This window comes from Blastomonas sp. 34TW (assembly GCF_059803595.1).
This window is the reverse complement of sequence record NZ_JAPFGW010000003.1, coordinates 41147-64277: the sequence shown is the minus strand read 5'-3', so window position 1 is coordinate 64277 and position 23131 is coordinate 41147. Positions and strand designations below refer to the sequence as shown.

The 23131-nt window shown below is 65.5% G+C and carries 18 protein-coding genes; 9 read left to right on the top strand and 9 right to left on the bottom strand.

Annotated features, from left to right (window positions below):
- Window positions 1–61: 61 nt before the first annotated feature.
- On the top strand, window positions 62–772 hold the full coding sequence (locus OPU69_RS05460; RefSeq protein WP_082730661.1) for a TIGR02117 family protein: 711 nt from the start codon (window positions 62–64) through the stop codon (window positions 770–772).
- Here the strand turns inward: OPU69_RS05460 and OPU69_RS05455 are convergent.
- From OPU69_RS05455 to recN, 5 genes are all read right to left on the bottom strand, one after another.
- Window positions 711–1940, bottom strand: a complete 1230-nt coding sequence (locus tag OPU69_RS05455; RefSeq protein WP_498509644.1) for an RNA polymerase sigma factor — start codon at window positions 1938–1940, stop codon at window positions 711–713. The genes OPU69_RS05460 and OPU69_RS05455 overlap by 62 nt on opposite strands.
- On the bottom strand, window positions 1937–2305 hold the full coding sequence (locus tag OPU69_RS05450; RefSeq protein WP_498509642.1) for a YciI family protein: 369 nt from the start codon (window positions 2303–2305) through the stop codon (window positions 1937–1939). Before OPU69_RS05450 ends, OPU69_RS05455 begins: the two co-directional genes overlap by 4 nt.
- Window positions 2306–2418: 113 nt before the next feature.
- Window positions 2419–4548: an NAD-dependent DNA ligase LigA gene (gene ligA, locus OPU69_RS05445; protein WP_498509640.1), complete on the bottom strand. Its 2130-nt coding sequence runs from the start codon at window positions 4546–4548 to the stop codon at window positions 2419–2421.
- Window positions 4491–5339: an Imm63 family immunity protein gene (locus tag OPU69_RS05440; RefSeq protein ID WP_498509638.1), complete on the bottom strand. Its 849-nt coding sequence runs from the start codon at window positions 5337–5339 to the stop codon at window positions 4491–4493. The genes ligA and OPU69_RS05440 overlap by 58 nt, the downstream gene beginning before the upstream one ends.
- A gap of 25 nt (window positions 5340–5364) precedes the next feature.
- Entirely contained in the window at window positions 5365–7026 is a 1662-nt protein-coding gene (gene recN / locus OPU69_RS05435; RefSeq protein WP_498509636.1) for a DNA repair protein RecN, read from the bottom strand.
- A gap of 212 nt (window positions 7027–7238) precedes the next feature.
- Here recN and OPU69_RS05430 point away from each other — a divergent pair, with 212 nt between their 5' ends.
- On the top strand, window positions 7239–8210 hold the full coding sequence (locus OPU69_RS05430; protein ID WP_498509634.1) for an MlaA family lipoprotein: 972 nt from the start codon (window positions 7239–7241) through the stop codon (window positions 8208–8210).
- Between the two features lie 253 nt (window positions 8211–8463).
- Here the strand turns inward: OPU69_RS05430 and OPU69_RS05425 are convergent, their stop codons facing one another.
- Entirely contained in the window at window positions 8464–9987 is a 1524-nt protein-coding gene (locus OPU69_RS05425; protein WP_498509632.1) for a fumarate hydratase, read from the bottom strand.
- Between the two features lie 720 nt (window positions 9988–10707).
- Between OPU69_RS05425 and OPU69_RS05420 the strand changes: the two genes are divergently transcribed.
- From OPU69_RS05420 to OPU69_RS05395, 6 genes are all read left to right on the top strand, one after another.
- Entirely contained in the window at window positions 10708–12720 is a 2013-nt protein-coding gene (locus tag OPU69_RS05420; RefSeq protein ID WP_498509630.1) for a ribonucleoside-diphosphate reductase subunit alpha, read from the top strand.
- Between the two features lie 74 nt (window positions 12721–12794).
- Complete coding sequence (locus tag OPU69_RS05415) at window positions 12795–13178, top strand: endonuclease domain-containing protein (RefSeq protein ID WP_498509628.1); 384 nt, start codon at window positions 12795–12797, stop codon at window positions 13176–13178.
- Window positions 13179–13276: 98 nt separating this feature from the next.
- Window positions 13277–14329, top strand: a complete 1053-nt coding sequence (locus OPU69_RS05410; RefSeq protein WP_110299961.1) for a ribonucleotide-diphosphate reductase subunit beta — start codon at window positions 13277–13279, stop codon at window positions 14327–14329.
- 8 nt (window positions 14330–14337) lie between these two features.
- On the top strand, window positions 14338–14619 hold the full coding sequence (locus tag OPU69_RS05405; protein WP_081097004.1) for a BrnT family toxin: 282 nt from the start codon (window positions 14338–14340) through the stop codon (window positions 14617–14619).
- 40 nt (window positions 14620–14659) lie between these two features.
- A complete protein-coding gene (locus OPU69_RS05400) occupies window positions 14660–14800 on the top strand; it encodes a hypothetical protein (protein ID WP_498509625.1) in 141 nt (46 codons plus the stop codon).
- A gap of 107 nt (window positions 14801–14907) precedes the next feature.
- Window positions 14908–15120 carry a hypothetical protein gene (locus tag OPU69_RS05395; protein WP_060978128.1) on the top strand — a complete coding sequence of 71 codons (213 nt, stop codon included), beginning with the start codon at window positions 14908–14910 and terminating at the stop codon, window positions 15118–15120.
- Window positions 15121–15122: 2 nt separating this feature from the next.
- On the opposite strand, the gene OPU69_RS05390 is transcribed toward OPU69_RS05395, so the two are convergent.
- From OPU69_RS05390 to OPU69_RS05380, 3 genes are all read right to left on the bottom strand, one after another.
- A complete protein-coding gene (locus OPU69_RS05390) occupies window positions 15123–17294 on the bottom strand; it encodes an FAD-dependent oxidoreductase (protein ID WP_498509623.1) in 2172 nt (723 codons plus the stop codon).
- A 57-nt stretch (window positions 17295–17351) separates the two neighbouring features.
- Window positions 17352–18857, bottom strand: coding sequence for an MFS transporter (locus tag OPU69_RS05385; RefSeq protein WP_498509621.1), 1506 nt, complete (start codon window positions 18855–18857; stop codon window positions 17352–17354).
- 114 nt (window positions 18858–18971) lie between these two features.
- The gene (locus OPU69_RS05380; protein WP_060978126.1) at window positions 18972–19991 is read right to left on the bottom strand and encodes a LacI family DNA-binding transcriptional regulator; all 1020 of its coding nucleotides are present in this window, start codon (window positions 19989–19991) and stop codon (window positions 18972–18974) included.
- A gap of 218 nt (window positions 19992–20209) precedes the next feature.
- Between OPU69_RS05380 and OPU69_RS05375 the strand changes: the two genes are divergently transcribed.
- Window positions 20210–23095 (top strand): TonB-dependent receptor, encoded by a 2886-nt coding sequence (locus tag OPU69_RS05375; RefSeq protein ID WP_498509619.1) that lies wholly within the window; start codon window positions 20210–20212, stop codon window positions 23093–23095.
- The last annotated feature ends 36 nt before the right edge of the window (window positions 23096–23131 follow it).

The window sequence follows — 23131 nt, the reverse complement described above, 5'->3', positions numbered from 1 at the left end:
GCTTCTTCTCCAGGGTTGAGCGCAAGCGGGATTCCCGCGTTCGCGGGAATGACGGGGTGCAATGAAACTCGCCCGCACCCTGTTCGCCTGGCTGGCCCTGCTCCTGGGCCTCGTCTTTGCCGCGGGCGAGATCGGCGGCCTGTGGGGCACCAACACCGACTGGCGCGCGCCCGACAACGGCGTGACCATCTATGTCGAGACCAACGGCTTCCACACCGGCTTCATCCTGCCCGCCCGCGCCGAGGGGATCGACTGGCACCGCATCTTCCCGCCGACCGACCTTGGCGACAGCCGCTATCACGCCACCGGCGCGACCGATCACGTCGCGATCGGCTGGGGCGAGCGCGATTTCTATCTGAACACACCGGACTGGCGACAACTCGACCCCATGACGATGGCGCGTGCAGCGATCGGCAGCGACGCTACGCTGATCCACGTCTATCACATGAACCGCCCGCAAGAGGGCCGCTATGCCCGCAGGCTGGTGATCAGCCATGCCGCCTATCGCAGACTTGCCGACCGATTGATGCAGGACATCGCCTTTCCCGAGCGCGGCCCGCTCAAACCCATCCCCGGCTATGGCGGCGACGATGTGTTCTACGCAGCAACCGGGCGATATTCGCTCATTCATAGCTGCAACGCCTGGACCGGCGACCATCTTCGCGCCATCGGCGTGCGGATCGGCGCCTGGACCCCGGCGGAACACCATGTCATGCGCTGGTTTCCCGAAGTTTCGCCTCCAGAAACAATCGCTCCGCCCGCGCCGGATTGAGCGCGAGCGCCCTGCGATAGGCCGCTGCTGCGCCTTCGGGGTCGCCCCTCCGCGCAAGCAGATGCGCGCGCGCCGCGTGCCAGGGGCGATAACCCGCGAGCTTGTCGCCGCCCAGCATCTCGAGTGCAATGAGCCCTGCCTCGGCCCCCTCGACTTTCGACAGCGCGACGGCGCGGTTGATCGCGGTCACCGGTCCGGGTCGCAGCAGGCTGAGCAGATCGTAAAGCTTGAGGATCGCCGCCCAGTCGGTCCGAGCCTCGGCCTTGCGCCGCGCATGGGTGAGGTGGATCGCGGCCATCAGCTGGTACGGCCCGCTGCGCCCGATCGCCGCAGCGCTTCGCATCAGCCTCGCCGCCGAGCCGATCAACCGGTCGTCCCAGAGAGTGCAATCCTGTTCGCTCAGCGGGATCATCCGGCCATCACCATCCACCCGCGCCGCGCGCCGCGCCTCGGCGAATTGCACCAAAGCGGCCAACCCCAGCACCTCGGGGTCATCGGGCAGCAGTTCGGCGAGCATGTCGGTGAGCCGCAGCACCTCGGGCCCCAGATCGGCGGTCGGCTCGCTGCCCGCAGCGTCCTGAAATGCCAGCGCATAGCCAATCTCGAGCGTCGCCAGCACCGATTGCAGCCGCGCGTCCCAGAGATGCGGCGGCGGGGTTTCGAACGGCACGCCCGCCTCGCGGATCTTCGCCTTGGCGCGCGTGAGCCGCTGGGCCATGGCGGGCACAGCCATCAGGAACGCTGCCGCGATCCGCTCGGTCGGCACGCCGCAGACCACGCGCAGCGTCAGCGCCGCGCGCGCCTCGGGCGCGATCGCGGGGTGGCAGCAGATGAAGATCAGCCGCAGCCGCTCGTCAGGAATCTGCTCGTCGAAAAGCTGGACGACAGCCATGTCCTCGCCCTCCGCTTGCTCGGGCTGCTCCGCGATGAGCTCGGCCAGCCGCGCCTCGCGCCGCAGCCGGTCGATGATCCGGCGCTTGCCCGCGACATGCAGCCAGCCGCCGAGATTGCAGGGCGGCGGCGCATCGGCGAAATGGCGCATGGCAAGCTCGGCCGCATCGGCAAAGCCATCCTCGGCCAGGTCGAGATCGCGGAATCGCGCCGCGAGCGCCGCCACGACAGCGGGCCGGGCCGCGATGATCGCCGCGCCCAGCCCGCCCTGGCTCATGCGTCGGGGCCGCTCATCGGCCAGATCGGGCGGATTTCGAGCGCGCCCCTGGGGATCGGGATGCGCTTGGCCCAAGCCAGCGCCTCGTCGAGATTGGCGACATCGATGATGTAGAAGCCGCCGAGCTCCTCATGGCTTTCCGAAAAGGCCCCGTCGTGAATCTGGTGCTCGCCCATGTTCCAGCGGATGGTCGTGGCGGTCGAGGCAGGCTTGAGCCGTTCGCCCGAATAGCTGACCCCGGCAGCGACCAGCGCCTCGCCCAGCGCCATATGCGCGGCGAGCGTCTCGGCCAGCAGCTTCTCGCCCTCAGGACCTTCATAGACGCTCTCGTCCTCGTGGATCATCAGCATATACTGCATCATCATGTCTCCTTGTCCGAACGGCCCGATGCGCGTTCTGCCCCATGACGAACGGCGATGGGCGGATTCGACAGCGGCCGAACTTTTTTAGCGCGACGACGCTGGAAGGACCTGGAACTTCACACCGAAGCCATGATCGCCGCCCATTCGGCCTCGTCGACCACGCGCACGCCGAGTTCCGCCGCCTTCTTCAGCTTCGAGCCCGCGCCCGGTCCGGCGACGACCAGATCGGTCTTGGCCGAGACCGATCCCGCCGCCTTGGCCCCCAGCCGTTCGGCCTGCGCCTTGGCCTCGTCGCGGCTCATCGTTTCCAGCTTGCCGGTGAAGACGATGGTCTTGCCGCTCCACTCGGTCTCGCGCGCGGTGGAGACGAACGCGGCGGGGCGGACCTCGGCGATCAGATCGTCGAAGACTTGCGCATTGTGCGGTTCGTGGAAGAAATCGCCCAGCGCCTCGGCGACGGCGGGTCCGATGCCATCGATCGCGGTGACCTCGGCGGTCGCCTCGATGCTGCCCTCTGCCAGCCTGCGGCCGATCGCGCCCACCCCCTCGGCGCTGCCGAACGCCTTGACCAGATCCTTCGCGGTCACCGCCCCGACATGCCGGATGCCCAGCGCGAACAGGAAGCGGCCAGGGTCCGCGCCGCGCCGCGCCTCGATGCTGGCGAGCAGATTATCAACCGACTTTTCCTGCCAGCCCTCACGCGCCAGAATCGCGCTGCGCTGCGCCTTTAGCCGGAAGATATCGCCGGGCAGCTTGATGAAGCCCGCGTCGAGAAACTCGGCAATCGTCTTTTCGCCCAGTCCGTCGATGTCGAGCGCGGCGCGGCTGACGAAGTGCTTCAACCGCTCGCGCTGCTGCGCGGGGCAGATCAGCCCGCCGGTGCAGCGGACATCGACCTCGCCCTCTTCAGCCACCGCCTCGCTGCCGCATTCGGGACAGTGATCGGGGAACTGATAGGGCTCGCGCACCTCGTTGCGGGTCAGGTTCTCGACCACCTGCGGGATGACATCGCCCGCGCGCTGCACCTTCACCCGGTCGCCGGGGCGCACGCCCAGCCGGGCGATCTCGTCGCGATTGTGCAGCGTCACATTCGATACGACGACGCCGCCGACGGTGACCGGCACCAGCCTGCCCACCGGGGTCAGCTTGCCGGTCCGTCCGACCTGGATATCGATCGCCTGCAAGGTCGTCTCGGCGCGTTCCGCCGGGAATTTGTGCGCCAGCGCCCAGCGCGGGGCCTTGGCGACGAAACCCAGCCGCGCCTGCCAGTCGAGCCGGTCGACCTTGTAGACGACGCCATCGATATCACAGGGCAGGTCGGCACGCCGCCGCTCGATCTCGCGATAATGGGCGAGCAGGTCTTCCAATGTCTCGACCCGCACCAGCAGTGGCGAGACCGGCACGCCCATCGCGGCAATCGCCTGCATCCCCTCATGCTGCGTCGCGCCGGGCACCGCGCTCGCCACGCCCCAGCCATGCGCCAGAAAGCGCAAGGGGCGGGCAGCGGTGACCTTCGCGTCCTTCTGCCTGAGCGATCCGGCGGCGGCGTTGCGCGGATTGGCAAACAGCTTCTCGCCCCGTGCCTCCTGCGCGGCATTGAGCGCGGCAAAGTCCGCCTTGGACATGTAAACTTCGCCGCGGATTTCGAGGATGTCGGGGACCGCATCGCCAGCAAGTCGTTCGGGAATATCCGCAATTGTCCGCACATTGGCGGTGACATCCTCGCCCACCTCGCCATCGCCGCGTGTCGCCGCGCGCACGAGCTCACCATTCTCGTAACGCAGCGAGAGCGACAGCCCGTCGATCTTGTCCTCGGCGGTAAAGGCCAGCACCTCGCCTTCGGGCAGCGCGAGATAGCGCCGCACCCGGCCCACGAACTCGGCAATGTCCTCGTCCGAAAAGCCGTTATCCAGGCTCATCATCCGCTGCTCGTGCCGCACCTTGGCAAGCGGCGAGGATTCGACAGCCGCCCCCACCTGCCGGTTGGGACTGTCGGCGCGAATCAGGTGCGGAAAGGCCGCTTCCAGCTCATTGTTTCGCCGCACCAGCGCGTCATAGTCCGCGTCCGAAATCTCGGGCGAATCCTCGGCATGATAGAGCCGGTTGTGATGCGCGATTCTTTTGGCGAGCCGCTGCAGTTCGATCGCGACTTCGGCTTCGGTGAGGCTCTCGGTAGGTTTGGGGTCGGTCACGGCTGAGCCTCTCGTCGGTAATAGCTGGCCTGGCAATAGGGATCGGTGCGCCATCGTGCATGCCATTGCGGGTGGAGCCGCGCCAGCAGCGCGTCCTGCGCTTCAAGCACGCGAGGGCCCATCTGGCTGGCATACGTCATCCCTTCGCGTGCCGTTTCGCAAGCCATATCGAACGTGACATGGTCGAACACCCAGTAGAGCATCTCGTCCAGATCACGGGTCATGCGGCTGTCAAACATCTGCCCGCGCTCGAAATAGCCCAGTTGCAGACCGCGATGATCGACATAGGCAAAAGGCGCGCCATTGTCGGGATAGCCGATCAGCGGCAGCAGCCGATCCCCAAGCCCAAGTTCGCCCGCCTTGGCGCGGATATGGTCATGCAACTGCTCGGTGGTCATCCCGGTATAAGGCGGCATATGGCTTGGTGCCTTGGCGGCGTCCACGTTTGTCTCCGCCATCGGGCCCGGGGATTCAACAGGCTCCGTGCGCGGTTCCGCTTCTGCTATTTGGGGGTCGCCCCTTCGAAAAATCCGCCGCGCCAGCAGGCCAAGTCCCAGCCCGACCGAGGCAACCAGCGCCCAGGGGATGATCGTGAAGATGCCGATATAGCCGACCGCAAGCAGCGCATTGCCCGGCGTCGCCGAGGGGTCGCCTGCGCCGACGGCCAGCAGCAGAACGAAACCTGCGGCCATGGCGATGATGGGCAGCAGCAGCCAGCCCAGCCCTGCGCGCCACAGCCAGCGGCGCGGCACCAGCAGCATCAGCGCCAGCGGCGCGATCAACAGCAGACTGACGAGCAGCCAGAAGCCGGGGGTGATCTCTTGCGGGTCGGCGATCAAGCCCATTGCCGACACTGCCCGTCACCGCGCATCACACCCCCTCCAGCAACCGATCGGCCTGCGCGCGCGCTTCGGGGGTGATTTCCGCGCCCGAGAGCATCCGCGCGATCTCCTCCTTGCGGCCGGCATCGTCGAGCGTGCGCACGCCGGTGCGCGCGACGGTGCCGTCGCTGGTCTTGGCGATCAGCAGGTGCTGGCTGCCGCGCGCGGCGACCTGGGGCGAGTGGGTGACGACCAGCAGCTGCGTACCCCTGGCCAGCCGCGCCAGCCGCTCGCCGATCGCCGAGGCGACCGCGCCGCCGACGCCGCGGTCGATCTCGTCGAAGATCATCGTCGCCGCCCCGCCCTGTTCGGCCAGTGCGACCTTCAATGCCAGGATGAAGCGCGAGAGCTCGCCTCCGGACGCAATCTTCATCAGCGGCGCGAAATCGCTGCCTGGATTGGTCGAGATGAGGAATTCGACATGGTCCATGCCGCTCGCCCCCCAGCGCGCCTCGTCGAGCGGCTGGACCAGGGTGCGGAAGCGCGCGGCGTCGAGCTTCAGGGGTTTCAATTCCGCCATCACCGCCGCATCGAGCGCGGTGCCCGCCTTGGCGCGCGCGGCGGAGAGCGCTTCGGCCGCAGCGACATAAGCTTCGCGTGCCTTGTGCCGAGCCCGGTCCAATTCGGCGACATTCGCCCCGCCCGATTCGAGCGCGGCCCAATCGGCCTGCATCCGTTTCAGCAGATCGGGCAGCAGATCGCCGGCGACATTGTGCTTCCGGGCGAGCGCGCGCAGATCGAACAGCCGTCGTTCGAGCTCGTCGAGCCGGACCGCGTCATAGGTCAGCGCCTCGGATGCCGCGCGCAGCTTGGCTTCGGCATCGTCGGCCTCGATCATCGCGCGGTCGAGCGCCTCCATCGCCTGATCGAGCAGCGGGTGCTCCTCGGCGATCCGGCCGAGCTTGCGCGCCGCGCCGCGCAGCTGCGCCAGCGCGCCCTTCGATCCTTCGAAGGTCTCGAACAGCTCGGCGAGATCGCCCGAGAGCCGCTCGCCCTTCTGCATCGCGGCGCGCTCGCCCGCCAGTTCCTCCTCCTCGCCCGACTGCGGACCGAACGCGGCGAGTTCCTCCAGATTATGCTCGAGCAGTTCGCGGTCGCGCATCGCGCTCTCGATCGCCTCGCTCGCCGCAACGAACGCGCGCTCCGCCGCCTGCCATTCGCGCCATGCCGCGGCGACGCCCGCGACATCGCAGCGCCCGAAGCTGTCGAGCAGGTCGCGATGGCCCTTGGGGTTGATCAGCCCGCGATCGTCATGCTGGCCATGGATCTCGACCAGCATCGCGCCCAGATCGCGCAGCAGCGCGGCGGACACCGGCTGGTCGTTGACGAAGGCGCGGCTGCCGCCATCGGCGCGCACCTGCCGCCGGATCAGCAGCGGCTCGCCGGGTTCCTGCGCGATGTCGTTGTCGGCAAGCAGCGCGGCCACGCCAGCATGATCGCCCACGTCGAAACCCGCGATCACCAGCGCGCGCTCCGCCCCCTGGCGCACAAGGCCGCTATCGGCGCGCGCGCCCATGGCAAGGCCGAGCGCATCGAGCAGGATCGACTTGCCCGCCCCGGTTTCCCCGGTGAGCACGCCAAGGCCCGCATGGAAGTCCAGATCGAGCGCCTCGATCAGCACCAGGTCACGAATGGCGAGCGACAGCAGCATGTCCGTGCTTTAGACCATAGCAGGAACATCTGGAAACAGGCTTTTTGGTCGGGCGGGCGCAACGGCAGGGCGCGGGCAGCCGTATATCGGCACGCGGGACATTGACTTGTCCCGACACTGGCCATAGCCCGAGCAACTGGGGCAATACTGCGCAAGGATGACGACGCCGGGATGACCCTTTTGCTACAAATTTCCGCATCGAGCATCGCGCGATGAGTCTGGCCGCGCTGCCCTTTGCGCTGGCACTTGCATCGCTTCAGGCGGGAGGTGCGGAACCGGCACCCATCGCAGCGCCGATCGAGGCACCGGTCAAACCGGTCACACCGGCGGCCGCGCTGCCGCCTTGCCCGGCGACCGACCAGCTCGCCGCCGCTTCCACCGAAACGCCAGCCTCCCCTGCTGCTCCGGCGCAGGACGGCGCCATCGTCGTCACGGCGCGGCCCGATTCGCAGCCCGGCGATCCGATGCTGCAACTGAACGCCCAGTCGTTCGAGGTGGTGCAGGACGTCGACGAAGCGCTCGTCGGCCCAGTGGCGATGGCCTATAAGGATGCGGTGCCCAAGCCGGTGCGGCACGGCCTGCGCAATTTCCTGCGCAACCTCACTGAACCGATCGTGGCATTGAACTTCCTGCTGCAGTTGAAGCCCGGCAAGGCGGCAGAAACCGTGGGGCGGTTCGCGATCAACAGCACCATCGGCATCGGCGGGCTGTTCGACATCGCCAAGCGCGATCCGTTCAAGCTGCCCTATCGCCGCAACGGCTTTGCCAACACGCTCGGCTATTACGGTGTGGAGCCGGGCGCGTATCTGTTCCTGCCGCTGATCGGGCCGACCACGGTGCGCGATCTGATCGGCGGCACGATCGACGGGCTGCTGCTGCCGACGGTCGCGGGCGCGCCGTTTAACGACCCGTATTTCACCCTGCCCGCCGCCGGGCTGAGCGCGCTGCAGGGGCGCATCCAGATCGACGAGCAGCTGAATGCGCTGCGCAACCAGAGCGGCGACCCCTATATGGCCGCGCGCGATTTCTACCTGAAGCGCCGCCAGGCGGAGATCGATGCGTTGAAGGGCCGGGTACAATATCCCGATGCGGACCTGCCCTTCGTCAATCCGGGCACGGGTCGGACGATGGTGGTGCCGGTGGTGCCTGCGGCGCCGGGGTTGAACTGCGCGCCGGTGGGTTAAGGGCAAGGTGTTTGTCGCCTAAACACCTCCGCTCAGCCTGAGCCTGTCGAAGGCCCCAAACAGACCGACCGAAAAATCAATTCGTCACCCCCGCGCACGCGGGGGCCCCGCTTTCTTCCATGCTCCGCGCAAAAGCGGGATTCCCGCTGCTGCGGGAATGACGAGAGTTAAGACGCAAGCTTCGGCGCGGGGCCTTCGACAGGCTCAGGCTGAGCGGACATTGGGCGGTTCAACGCCTGCACATCCGCCGGGCTCACGCCCCCTGCAACAGCCCTTCCCTGGCGATCTTCTCGCGCCACACTAGCGGCGCGAGCTGGTGGACGTTGTTGCCTTCGCTGTCCACCGCGACGGTGACCGGGAAATCGCTGACCTCGAATTCGTAGATCGCTTCCATCCCCAGATCGTGGAAGCCCACCACCGTGCTGCCCTTGATCGCGCGCGCGACGAGATAGGCCGCGCCGCCCACTGCCATCAGATAGGCGCTCTTGTGGTCGCGGATCGCATCGACCGCCGCCGGGCCACGCTCGGCCTTGCCGACCATCGCGAGCAGGCCCTGTTCCAGCATCATGCGGGTGAACTTGTCCATGCGGGTCGCGGTGGTGGGGCCGGCGGGGCCGACAATCTCTTCGCCCACCGGATCGACCGGGCCGACATAATAGATCACGCGGCCGCGGAATTCGACCGGCAGCTGCTCCCCACGGCTGAGCATGTCCTGGATGCGCTTGTGCGCCGCATCGCGGCCGGTGAGCATCTTGCCGTTGAGCAGCAGCCGGTCGCCCTGCTTCCAGCTCTGCACGACTTGCGGAGTCAGATTATCCAGATCGACACGGATCGCCGCCTTGTCGGGCGTCCAGTTGACATCGGGCCACTCGTCGAGCTTCGGCGCCTCCAGATAGGCCGGGCCCGACCCGTCGAGGCTGAAATGCGCGTGGCGCGTCGCGGCGCAATTGGGGATCATCGCGACCGGCTTGCCCGCGGCATGGCAGGGCGCATCCATGATCTTGACGTCGAGAATGGTCGACAAGCCCCCCAGCCCCTGCGCGCCGATGCCGAGCGCGTTGACCTTGTCGAAAATCTCGATCCGCATCGCTTCCAGATCGTTCTGCGCCCCGCGCTCCTTCAGCGGCCCCATGTCGAACGGCTCCATCAGCGCCTTCTTGGCGAGCAGCACCGCGTGCTCCGCCGTGCCGCCGATGCCGATGCCGAGCATGCCCGGCGGACACCAGCCCGCACCCATTTGCGGGATCATCTCGAGCACCCAGTCGACGATATTGTCGCTGGGGTTCATCATCTTGAACTTGGACTTGTTCTCGCTGCCGCCGCCCTTGGCCGCGACATCGACATGCACGTGATGGCCCGGCACCATCTCGACATGCAGCACGCAGGGCGTGTTGTCCTTGGTGTTGCGGCGGGTGAAGGCGGGGTCGGCGAGCACCGAGGCACGCAGCTTGTTGTCCGGGTGGAGGTACGCGCGGCGCACGCCCTCGTCGACAATCTCCTGCAGCGAGCGCGACGTGTCGTCGAGGCGGCAGTCCATGCCCCATTTGACGAACACGTTGACGATTCCGGTATCCTGGCAGATCGGGCGATGCCCTTCGGCGCACATGCGGCTGTTGGTGAGGATCTGCGCGATCGCGTCCTTGGCCGCGGGCGACTGCTCCGCCTCATACGCCTTACCGAGCGCGCGGATATAATCCATCGGGTGGTAATAGCTGATGAACTGCAGCGCGTCGGCGACGCTCTCGATCAGGTCGGCGGCTTTGATGGTCACGGTCATGGCATTCCCCCAAGCTGGACGCGCTCTTGCAAGGCGCTGGCGGATGAATTGCGACCGTCTCTATTGTGGGCGTGACGCTATCGCAAGCCGGGGCACAAGGGAATCTGTCATGTTCCCAGCCCATTTGCCAGAATGCCCTGACCGGCTTATTATCTGCACCCGGATGCGTGAAACACGGTGATCTCCCTGCCGTAGCACTGGCCTTGCCAGGAGCGCGTGCGAGGAACTCGGGAGGCCTCGCCACGCATCCACCCCTTGCCACCAGATGTGCTCCGCAGTCTTTTGCACAGCCCCAAATTTGCCGTGCACAAGCCTGTGGAGAGGAAATTGTGGGCAAGCCGCATTTGCCCTCTTGCGATTTTTCGGACCGGCTTTTTTCCGCGCGTCGCGCCGCCTCGGTCCGGTTGCATCAGCGACGAGTGGAATCCCACGCGCGACGAACGGTTGGCCTAATTAACCATTTACCCTCTTGCGCCGGAATCAGGAAACGGCACTATAGGTAGTGGGGCATGCGGACGGGGCATACCAATACCAGTGGTTCAATCGAAGCGCGGGGGCAGACATCGGCTTCCACGTCAAGGGCGTTTTACCCCTTTTCGACGCATCACTGGGGATAAGTTTTCCCCCGTCGCGGGCCACAAGATGCTATACGGGACGCTTGCGCCCCGAGTCGAACAATTGCGGAACAAAGTTTCCCATCAACGGTCTTACGGGGGCGCCATGGATTTCAGAGATACGGGCAAGGGTAGCGCAGACGATATGGGTGAAGCAGATGTACTCGACGCAGCCGCAAAGACGGATTCGGCCGCAAGCGCAGGCGCAAAAATCGCGTCCGGCGAAACCAATTCTGCGGAAATGGCGCTGATCGCCATGGCCGCCACCGAAGCCGCTGCCGCCGCCAAGCCCGCAGAGGCTCTGGACAGCAAGGCCGTCGCCGCGCGCCGGTTCCATGTCGTGACCGACAAGAGCCGCGATGCGCTGCTCACCGATTTCGGCAAGGAGACGCTGGAAGACCGCTATCTGCTACCCGGCGAATCCTATCAGGACCTGTTTGCGCGCGTCGCCGATGCCTATGCCGACGATCAGGAGCACGCCCAGCGGCTCTATGATTATATTTCGAAGCTGTGGTTCATGCCCGCAACGCCGGTGCTGTCGAACGGCGGCACGGGCCGGGGCCTGCCGATCAGCTGCTATCTCAACAGCGTCGATGACAGCCTTGAGGGCATCGTCAACACCTGGAACGAGAATGTCTGGCTCGCCTCGCGCGGCGGCGGCATCGGCACCTATTGGGGCAATGTGCGCGGCATCGGCGAGCCGGTCGGCCTCAATGGCAAGACCAGCGGCATCATTCCGTTCGTGCGCGTGATGGATTCGCTGACCCTCGCGATTTCGCAAGGTTCGCTGCGCCGTGGCTCGGCCGCCTGTTATCTCGATGTCTCGCATCCGGAGATCGAGGAGTTCCTCGAAATCCGCAAGCCCTCGGGCGATTTCAACCGCAAGGCGCTGAACCTGCACCATGGCGTGCTTTTGACCGACGAGTTCATGGAAGCGGTGCGCGACGGTGCCGAGTTCAACCTGAAGAGCCCCAAGGACGGCAGCGTTCGCGGCACGGTGAATGCGCGCGCGCTGTTCCAGAAGCTCGTCGAAACGCGCCTCGCCACCGGCGAGCCCTATATCGTGTTCAACGATACCGTGAACCGCATGATGCCCGCGCATCACCGCGAACTCGGCCTCAAGGTCTCGACCTCGAACCTGTGCAGCGAGATCACCCTGCCCACGGGCCGCGATCACCTGGGCAACGACCGCACCGCCGTGTGCTGCCTGTCCTCGCTCAACATCGAGACCTGGGACCAGTGGCACGACGACAAGCGCTTCATCGAGGACGTGATGCGCTTCCTCGACAATGTGCTGCAGGACTATATCGACCGCGCCCCGCCCGAAATGGCGCGCGCCCGCTACAGCGCGATGCGCGAGCGTTCGGTCGGCATGGGCGTGATGGGCTTCCACTCGTTCCTCCAGGCACGCGGCCTCGGCTTCGAATCGGCGCTCGCCAAGTCGTGGAACATGAAGATCTTCAAGCATATCGCGGCCAAGGCGTCCGAGGCCTCGATGCTGCTTGCCAAGGAACGCGGCCCCTGCCCCGACGCCGCCGATCAGGGCGTGATGGAGCGCTTCAGCTGCAAGATGGCGATCGCGCCGACCGCGTCGATCAGCATCATCTGCGGCGGCACCAGCGCGTGCATCGAGCCGATCCCCGCGAACATCTACACCCACAAGACGCTGTCGGGCAGCTTCGTGGTCAAGAACCCGTATCTGGAAAAGCTGCTGCGCGAAAAGTCGAAGGATTCGACCAATGTGTGGAACTCGATCCTCGAACGCGGCGGCTCGGTCCAGCATCTCGACTTCCTGAGCGCGGAGGAAAAGGACGCGTTCAAGACCAGCTTCGAGATCGACCAGCGCTGGCTGCTCGAACTGGCAGCCGACCGCACGCCGTACATTGACCAGGCCCAGTCGCTGAACCTGTTCATCCCGGCGGACGTCGACAAATGGGACCTGCTGATGCTGCACTTCCGCGCATGGGAGCTGGGCATCAAGTCGCTCTATTATCTGCGCTCCAAGTCGGTCCAGCGCGCGGGCTTTGCCGGCGGCGTCGAGGCGGACAACACCATCGACGCGCCCAAGTTCGAGCTCGGCGAAACGACGGATTACGACGAGTGCCTGGCCTGCCAGTGAGCAATTCCCTCTCCCACCGGGAGAGGGAGGGAGCCGCGCAGCGGCGGAAGGGTGAGGGTGAAAGGCGGGCAGCCATGCGCACCTATCGCAATCAGCCTTCCGGCACTGTCCCCCGCGCCCGCCAGTTGCGCCACGATGCCACCGATGCAGAGCGCGCTCTTTGGCTGGCGTTACGCGAGAATTTCCCGGCTGCGCGGTTTCGCAGACAGGTGCCGATCGGGCCGTATTTCGCGGATTTCCTCAGCTTCCGGGAGAAGCTGGTGATCGAAGTGGACGGCGGCCAGCACGATCAGCGGGCAAAATATGACGCGGCCCGGACGCGCTTCATCGAAGCGCAGGGCTACCGGGTCATCCGGTTCTGGAACAGCGATGTGCTGCCCGACCCGGAATATGTTGTGAACGCCATATCCCTCTCCCTCAAGGGAGAGGGAAGGAGCGACGAAGTCGCGGAAGGGTGAGGGCGACAGCCTGATCCCCACCGCATCACCCTCACCCTCCCAGGCTGCGCCTGGGCCCCTCCCTCTCCCACTGGGAGAGGGGAATTCGGAGTAACTCGATGTCGTTGTTAGAAGCCCGCACGCAGTACAAGCCGTTCGAATACCCTTGGGCCTATGATTTCTGGAAGCGCCAGCAGCAGATCCACTGGATGCCCGAAGAGGTGCCGCTCGGCGAGGATTGCCGCGACTGGGCGCAGAAGCTGTCCGACCATGAGCGCAACCTGCTGACGCAGATCTTCCGCTTCTTCACTCAGGCCGATGTCGAGGTGCAGAATTGCTATCACGAAAATTATGGCCGCGTGTTCAAGCCGACCGAGGTCAAGATGATGCTGACCGCGTTCAGCAACATGGAAACCGTGCACATCGCCGCCTACAGCCATCTGCTCGACACCATCGGCATGCCGGAAAGCGAATATGGCATGTTCCTCGAATATGAGGAGATGAAGGCCAAGCACGATTATCTCGCGACCTTCGGCGTCGACAACGATCAGGACATCGCGCGCACGCTCGCCATGTTCGGCGGCTTTACCGAAGGGCTGCAGCTGTTCGCCAGCTTCGCGATGCTGATGAACTTCCCGCGCTTCAACAAGATGAAGGGCATGGGCCAGATCGTCAGCTGGTCGGTGCGCGACGAGAGCCTGCACTGCGAAGGCATCATCCGCCTGTTCCACGCCTTCTGCGCCGAGCGCGGCTGCCTGACCAAGGCAGTGAAAGAGGACATTATCGACTGCTGCCAGAAGACCGTGCGGCTGGAAGATGCGTTCATCGACCTGGCATTCGAACAGGGCCCGGTCAGCGGCATGACGGCCAAGGAGATCAAGCGCTATATCCGCTATATCGCCGACTGGCGTCTCAGCCAGCTGGGCCTCCCTGCGATCTACATGATCGAGGACCACCCCCTGCCCTGGCTCGCCCCGCTGCTCAACGGCGTCGAGCACGCCAATTTCTTCGAAACCCGCGCGACCGAATATTCCAAGGGCGCAACCCGCGGCAACTGGAACGACGTATGGAGCGCCTTCGACAAGCGCCAGAAGAAGAGCGCCGCCAACGAGGTCGCGGTGGTCGACGACAGCGAGGACATGTTCAAGCAGGCGGGGATCGCGGCGGAGTAATCACACCGGTGATCGAGTTCGATCCGGTGAAGAACAATATCAATATCCATGAGCGTGGCCTGCCCTTCCAGCTCGCGGCACTGCTTTTCGATGGCCCTTTCATCGAGGAGCAGGACAGCCGGCAGGATTATGGCGAGCCACGCTTCATTGCGACAGGCCCTATCGCGGCTTTGGGCGACCGCGTCTTTGTGGTAGTCTATACATGGCGCGGCACCAACCGCCGCATCGTCAGTTTCCGGAAAGCCAATGACCGCGAAGTCAAAAGATACCGAGCAAGTCTCCCGCGATGAGGCCTTGGCCTTTGCCAGGAAATGGGCGACGCCGGAAAATATGGCGCGGCTCGACGCGGTGACAGACGACGACATCGCGCGGCAAATTGCTGCAGATGCTGACACGGCTCCGGAGCTCACTGACGACTGGTTCGAGAACGCACGGCTGGTCATCCCGCTCAAGAAGCCGCGCGCAGCTTAGCACCGAATCGGACCCATTTTGCGGTGATCCGGAGCATTTCGGACCAACCCCGCCTGCAGGTTCCTTCGCCGCCTCGCTAGATTAATGCGAGGAAAGGAGCCTCGATCATGCCCAGCTATATCGTCAACAAGCAAGCCCAGTCCAATGGCGACCATGAGGTGCATAATGCCTCAGACGATTGCCCCTATATGCCAAACGTCTCCAATCGGCTCGATCTGGGATATCACGATAACTGCCATGGCGCTGTGAAAAAGGCCAAGGAGACCTATGCGCAATCCAATGGCTGCTATTACTGCTGCCCCGCCTGCCACACGAGCTAACCTTATCCCCGCTCTCCCATGGTGATCAGCCTGATCCCCGCGCGCTGGGTCGCGTAGCTCCATAGCCAGTTGACGATCACCGCGGCGCGGTTGCGGAAGCCTGCCAGGAAGCCGATGTGCACCGCGCCCCATAGCCACCACGCCGGGGCGCCGTGCAGGCGGAGCCAGCCGAAATCGGCGATCGCGCTTTTGCGGCCGATTGTGGCGAGGCTGCCCTGATGGCGATAGATAAAGGGCGCGTCCGCCGGTTTGCCGCGCAGCTCCTGCCCGATCAGCCGGGCGACATGCTGGCCCGCCTGTTTGGCGGCGGGCGCGAGGCCGGGGACGGGCTTGCCCTGCCAGCCGAGGCTCGCCGCGGCATCGCCGATCACAAACACATTGCCCTGGCCCGCGACGCGCAGGCACGGATCGACCGTCACCCGGCCCGAGGGATCGGTGGCAGCATTCAGCCAGCGTCCGGCGGGCGAGGCGGCGACGCCGGCGGCCCAGAGCACGGTCTCGCTCTCGATCGCCTCCTCGCCGATCAGCACGCGCTCGGCCTCGATGCCGGTCACGCGCGCGTCGAGCCGGATCTCAACGCCCAGCCGTTCGAGCGAATGGGCAGCCTCAGCGGACAATTCGGGCGGAAAGGCGGGCAGGATGCGGTCGGCGGCCTGGACCAGGATCACCCGGGCATCGGCGGGATCTATGCTGCGATATTCATGCTCCAGCCCGTGCCGCGCCAGTTCGGCGATAGCGCCAGCCAGCTCGACCCCGGTCGGCCCCGCACCGATGATGACGAAAGTGAGCAGCCGCCGCGCGCGCGCAGGATCGCCGCAGCTTTCGGCCTTTTCGAACGCGCCGAGCAGCGCGGCGCGCACCGCGATGGCGTCTTCCACGCGCTTGAGGCCGGGGGCGAAGGGTGCCCAGTCGTCGCGACCGAAATAGCTGTGCGTCGCGCCGGTGGCGAGCACGAGATAGTCGTAAGCGAGCGCGTTGCCGCCAAAGCCGATGGTGCGCTGGGCCGCGTCGACCCGGTCGACCTCGCCGAGCAGCACGCGCACATTGCCGTCGGCGCGGAACAGCTGGCGGATGGGGATAGCGACATCGGCAGGCGAGAGCGCGGCGGTCGCGATCTGGTAAAGCAAGGGCTGGAACAGGTGATAATTCTGCCGGTCGATCAGCGTGATCCGCACCGGCAGGCGGCGCAAAGCCAGCGCGCAGGCGAGCCCGCCAAAGCCGCCGCCGACGATCACGACATGCGGCCAGTCATCAGGCACCATGCCGGGCTTTGCATCGCGCAGCACGTTCGCCTGCAGCCAGGCCGCGATGACTGCATCGATCGAGGCGCGCCCGCTGCCATGGGCGATGAAAAGGCCGAGCGTCGCCATCGCCAGCAGTGGCAGGCCCGCGCCATAGCCCATCAGCATCGCCCCCTGCAGCCCCAGGATCGCGAGCAGCGACACCAGCGGCATGGCGAACCCGGCGAGCATCAGCAGCGCGTAGAGCGCGGCGCTGGCAAACGGCAGCGCCGCGAAGCTGGCGAGCGGCAGCAGCACCTGCGGCTCGGGCAAGGCGAGCCATCCCGCGTGCACCGCTAGCGCCAGCGCGAGCCAGAGCCGCAGACCGGCGAGATACCATGGCGCGGCTTGGCGGGTCAGCCAATCGCCTGCCCCTATCAGCAGAGGCGCGAGCGGCACCGCGCTGCCTTTCAGCCCGCGCGCCAGCAGCCGGTCGAGCGACAGCGCCCCTGCGCCGCGCATCGCGTACCAGCCCATCAGCGCGATGGTAAACAGTTGCGTGTCGGTCGGCAGATAGCCGAGCTGCGCGACCAGCATCAGTGCGCCCACCGCCAGCGCCGCGCCGCGCGTCATCAGCCCCAAAGCGAGCAGCACCGCACCGCCGAGTTCTATGCTGAGGCCCAGAGCGGCGGCATAAGGCGGCGACAGGAAGCTCACAGGATATTCCTGGCTCGCCAGGGTGAGCGCGCGCTCCCAGTCCATCAGCTTGACCAGGCCCGAGGCGAGCAGTCCTTGCGCGATGATCAGCCGCACGGCCAGATCGAACAGCGGGCGCGCCGAGGCGATCAGCGCGGCATAGAGCTTGAGCCAGACGCGGAAGGTTATGCGCAGCGCCGGCGGAAGCGGGCGCGGCTGCACCCCCGTCGCCTTGCCCTTTACTGTGGCAGCCTCCATCCCCGCGCATCCCGATTGCGTGCACCCGCTAACGGGTTCGCTTGGGCGGGACGATCGTTACACGGATGGAGCGTCCGGCTCGGGCACGCGCAGCGTCGCGAGCGCGGCGAGCGCTAGCACGGCCGCCGCGAAGGCCATGGTCCAGACCGGCTCGGTCGGGAAGAACGCCTTGAGCAGGCTGCCCATCACCGTCGCCACCAATAGCTGTGGCAGCACGACGAAGACGTTGAACAGCCCCATGAAGATGCCGAGCTTCGATTGCGGCAGGCTGGAGGCGAGGATGGCATAGGGCATGGCGAGGATCGACGCCCAGGCAATGCCGATGCCGATCTCGCTGACGATCAGAAGGTTGGCATCACGGATGAACAGGAAGCTTGCGAACCCGGCCGCCCCGCAGAGCAGGCACAGGGCATGCGTGCGCACCTTGCCGATGCGCGCGGCGAGCCAGGGCAGCAGAGTCAGCGCCGCGATTGCCGCGATGCCGTTATAGATGGCGAACAGCACGCCCACCCAGTTGCCCGCCTCGTTATAGGCCGGGCTCGCCGCATCGGTTGCGCCGAACACGGTCTGCGCGACCACCGGGGTGGTGTAGATCCACATGATGAACAGCGACGACCAGCTGAAGAACTGCACCAGCGACAGCCGCTTCATCATCGGCGGCATGCCCGAAAAATCGCCGACGATAGTGCCGAGCAGACTGTTGTCGCGCCCTGCGCGCGCCATGCGGATCGCGATCAGGCTGGCCAGGCCATAGCCGGCGAGCAGCCCGCCGAGCAGGTACAGCTCCTTCTCGAGATCGAAGCTTCCCACCAGAACGATGACGACCGCCCCGGCGGCGATCCAGGCGATGGCGCTGGTGAGCGTCCGCGTGGCGAGCGCACGAATCGGCTGGGCATCGGGCGCATCGGGCGCGCCTTTCGCAAAGGCGCGCATTTCCTCAGGGCTGTATTCGCGCGTCGTGATGATGGTCCACAAAACCGCGAGGAACAGCGCGACCGCACCGAACCAGAAGCTGATCCGCACCGTATCGGGCACCTGGCCCGCAGGCGCGGTGTTGGCGATACCGAGATCGGTCAGCAGATAGGGGAAGAGCGATCCCGCCACCGCGCCCGCACCGATGAACGCGGTCTGGATCGCATAGCCCATGGTATGCTGGTCCTTGCGCAGATTGTCGCCGACAAAGGCGCGGAACGGCTCCATCGAGATGTTGAGCGACGCATCGAGAATCCACAGCATCATTGCGGCGAGCAGCAGCGATTGCGACAGCGGCATGATCACGAGCGACAGCGCCGCGAGCACGGCTCCGGCGAGAAAATAGGGGCGGCGGCGGCCGAGCCGGGTCCAGGTGCGGTCCGAATAATGGCCGACGATCGGCTGGACGAGCAGGCCGGTGAGCGGGGCAGCGATCCACAAGGCGGGCAGGTTGTCGAGGCTTTCGCCCAGCGACTGGAAGATGCGGCTCATGTTCGCATTCTGCAGCGCGAACCCGATCTGGATGCCGAAGAATCCGAAGCTCAGGTTGAACAGCTGCCAAAAGCTCTTGCGCGGTTTTTCCGCGATCATGCGCCTCTCCCTGGATGTCCGCCTTATGCTGTTCGCGGGGTTCCTGGCCCGAACCGTGGCAGAGCGCCCGTCAGCGCACAACCGCAGCGCATACGTATACTTGGCAGCGCGCGTTCAGCCGCTGGAGCCGCGCACGATCAGCTGGGTTGGCAGCATATAGGGCTCGACCGCCTGCCCGCGGATCTTGCGCAGCAGCGTATCGACCAGCGCCTCGCCCGCCGCCTTCACATCCTGGCTGACCGTGGTGAGCGGGGGGTTGGTGAAGCTCGCTGCGGGAATATCGTCGAACCCGACCAGAGCGACATCGCCGGGGACGGACAGGCCCGCCTCGGCGAGCGCGCGCATCGCGCCGATCGCGATCAGGTCGGACGCGGCGAAGATCGCATCAAATGCCGTCCCAGAGCTGAGCAGCGCCTGCACCGCCTCGTGCCCCGCCTCTTCGGAGGTGACGGAATCGCGCTGCAGCGCCGGATCGGCCTCCAGCCCTGCCTCGGCCAGCGCATCGCGATAGCCGCGCCAGCGGTCCTCGAACTCGGGCGCATGGCTCGATGCGATACCGATGAACGCGATCCGCCGTCGCCCGCGCGCGATCAGGTGGCGGGTCGCGGCATAGCCTCCGCTGCGGTTCTCCGACCCCAGGGTGATGCCCGGCTCGTTCGCCATCGGCGATCCCCAGCGCACGAAATGCGTGCCCTGCTGCACCAGATGCGTCAGTCGCGCGCGATAGTCCTCGTAATCGCCATAGCCCAAGAGGATGATGCCATCGGCCTTGTGGCTGTCCTGATAATCGACATGCCAGTCGCTGGAGAGCTGCTGGAACGAGATTAAAAGGTCGAACCCGGCGCGCGAGGCGGTGCGCGTGATCGATCCGAGCATCGCCAGGAAGAACGGGTTGATCATCGAATCGTCGGGCGTCGGGTCCTCGAAGAACAGCAACGCGAGCGTGTTCGCCTGTTGCCGGCGCAGCGACGAGGCGTTCTTGTCGACCGAATAATTGAGCTGCGCGGCGATCGCCTGGATGCGCCGACGCGTCTGTTCACTGACCGCCGGATTGCCGCTGAGCGCGCGCGAAACCGTGGGTTGCGAGACGCCCGCCAGCTGTGCGATGTCGAATGAGGTTGGCCTGCGTCCCATCCTGCCCCTTAGCGTCCAGTGGCCTGCAAAACCCCGATTTTTTAAGGCTCTTTGCGACCTTTCAGCCTGAATACGTATGCGTATGCCTTTTGCAATCGTGGTGCAAAGGTTATTCAAACTGCCGACCGGTTCACCTGAAAACCGGCGGCCCTGGACTTTTTCCAGACGCCAGAAATCATCCCCGCCACTGCCGCGCGGGGCCCCTGGGGAGAGTGATCATGAAAGCGATTTTTCGCGCCCGTCGACTGCGCCTTGCGTCCGGCCGCACCAGCCTTGCCGCCCTGTCCACCGCGCTGATGATCGGTGCTGCCAGCCCCGCGCTCGCGCAGAGCGCCGATGCCGACCAGCCGCAGGGCACCGCCGAGATCGACGAGGAAGGCGGCGTCATCGTCGTCACCGGTTTCCGCGCCAGCGTCGAAAACTCGATCGCCGCCAAGCGCGAGAGCAACTTCATCGTCGACATCGTCACCGCCGATGACATTGCCGGTCTTCCCGACGTATCGATCGCGGAATCGCTGGCACGCCTGCCCGGCGTGACCTCGCAGCGCACCGGCGGCCAGGCGAGCGCGATCAACATTCGCGGGCTTTCGCAGGACCTCGTCTCGGCGACGCTCAACGGCCGCGAACAGGTCGCCACCAGCGGCAACCGCGTCATCGAATTCGACCAGTATCCCTCGGAACTGATCAACCAGGCCGCGGTCTACAAGACGCCGCTCGCCAGCCATATCGAAGGCGGCATCGCGGGCAAGGTCGAACTCAAGACCGTGCGCCCGCTCGACAATGCCGACGCCTTCAAGGCGACCGTCAACCTGCGCGGCCTGTACAATGACCGCGCCAGCGAAAGCCCGGACGTCTCGTCCTATGGCTATCGCGTGTCCGGATCGGTCCAGGCCAAGCTGCTCGACGATACGCTGGGCATCGCGCTCGGCTATGCGCGGCTCTACCAGCCGAACGTCGCGACGCGCTTCGTGCAGTTCGACTTCCCGATCCCCGGCACCAACGGATCGCCCACTCGCGACCTCAATGGCGATGGCGTTGCGGACTCGCTCAATTTCGGCTTCGAGGGCATCCAGTTCGGCGGACGCGAGACCCGCGATGCGGCAATCGGCGTGATCCAGTGGGAGCCGAGCGATCGCCTCCGCGTGCTGATCGACGGCTATTATTCGCGCTTCAAATCTGACGTGCAGCGTCGCGGCCTGCGCGTCGTGTCGCCGCAATCGGGCGATAACCAGTTCATCAACCCGGTGATCGCCAACAATGCGCTGATTGGCGGGCGCATCGTCAACCAGGTGGGCTCGAACGGCTTCGGCTTTGGTCTCGGCACCGAGCTGGTCAATCAGGACGAAAGCCGCCGCGACGAGCTGTACACCATCGGCGGCAACCTGGCCTATGACTTCAGCGACCGCGTCACGCTCGCCGTCGATGTCGGCTATTCGAAGGGCACCAGCTTCTTCAACAACGCCGGCATCAACCTGCGCCCCTATGTGAACACGCCCACCGGCCTTCGCCGCGCGGATTCGATCCCGGGGCTGATCTCGGTCGACTATCAGCTCAACGGCACGCGTCTTCCGACCATCCGCTCGATCAGCTCGAACTTCACCGATGTCGATCCGGCGGGCGGCGGCTTCTTCCTCGACGGCCAGTTCCTGGTGCCGCAGGCGGATAGCGACGAGCTGTTCGCGACCGCAGCCGACCTGGTCATCCGCTTCGACGAGGCCAATTTCCTCGACGCACTGCGCTTCGGCTTCCGCTATGCCGACCGCCGCGGCGACCGCCGGGTGACTTCGTTCAACACCTTCGGCATTCCCGGCAGCCCGCTGGCAGTGCCCGGAAATCTGGTCAAGCAGGCCGGCTTCTCGGGCGGCTATGCGGCAGCGGGCCTGCCCGGCTTTGCGGTGGTCGATATCGATGGCGCGTTCAATCTCGCCTTCGGCAACACGCTGGGCGTGCGCCAGCCCACCGACCAGATCGCGTTCGATTTCACCATCGACCAGAGCTTCCGGATCGATGAAGAGACCTATGCGGGCTATGCCCAGCTCGATTTCGATACCGAGCTCGGCGGCCTGCGCTTCCACGGCAATATCGGCGCGCGCTATGTTCGCACCGACCAGAGCTCGACCGTCAATTTTGCCGACCCGAACCTGGTCGACAACCCCGCCACCCCGCCGCCGGCACGCGAGAACCGTCGTCCGGTAACGCGCGGACGCACGTTCAACGACTTCCTGCCGGCCGTGAACCTGATCCTCGACCTGTCGGACCGCGACATTCTGCGCATGAGCTACAGCCGCCAGATCTCTCGCCCGCGCTTCTTCGAGCTGCGCGGTTCGATCAGCGTCAATACCGGATCGGACGGCAACACCAGCGGCGGCGGCGGCAACCCCGAGCTTTCGCCCTATCGCGCCAACCAGTTCGACCTCGCTTATGAGCACTATTTCGGCAATTCGGGCGTGTTCGCGGTCAGCGCCTATTACAAGGACCTCGAATCGTACATCATCAACGGCACGATTCCGCAGTTCAACTATGTCGAAAACGGCATCATCCCGCCGCCGATCCCGGGCACCAACATTCCCGGCAACGCGGTGGGCAGCTTCTCCTCGCCGATCAATGGCGACGGCGGCTATGTCTATGGCTTCGAATTCCAGTTCTCCAAGACCTTCGTCGAACTGCCCGCTCCGTTCGATGGTCTTGGGGTTCAGTTGAACTATGCCTATAGCAAGAGCGATCTGGAATTCCCCAGCGCGACCAGCGGCGCCTCGATCAACCTGCCGCTGCCGGGCCTGTCAGAGCATGTGTTCAACCCGACCGTGTTCTATGAAAAGTCAGGCTTCGGTGCGCGCCTCAGCACCCGCCGCCGGTCGAGCTTCGTCAGCCCGCAGATCGGTATCAGCGAGCTGATCCTCACCAGCGCCAAGGAAACGGTGATGGATGCGCAGCTTTCCTACCAGTTCCAGGAGGGCAGCGTGCTGCGCGGGCTCAAGCTGCTTGCACAGGTCAATAACCTGACCGATGAACCGACCCGGACCTATTGGGGCAATGTCGCCCAGACGGGTACGATCCAGAATTTCGGCCGCACCTTCTTCCTGGGTGCCACGTACGAGTTCTGAATTGGCGAATTCTGAACTGGCGAATCCCGAATTGGC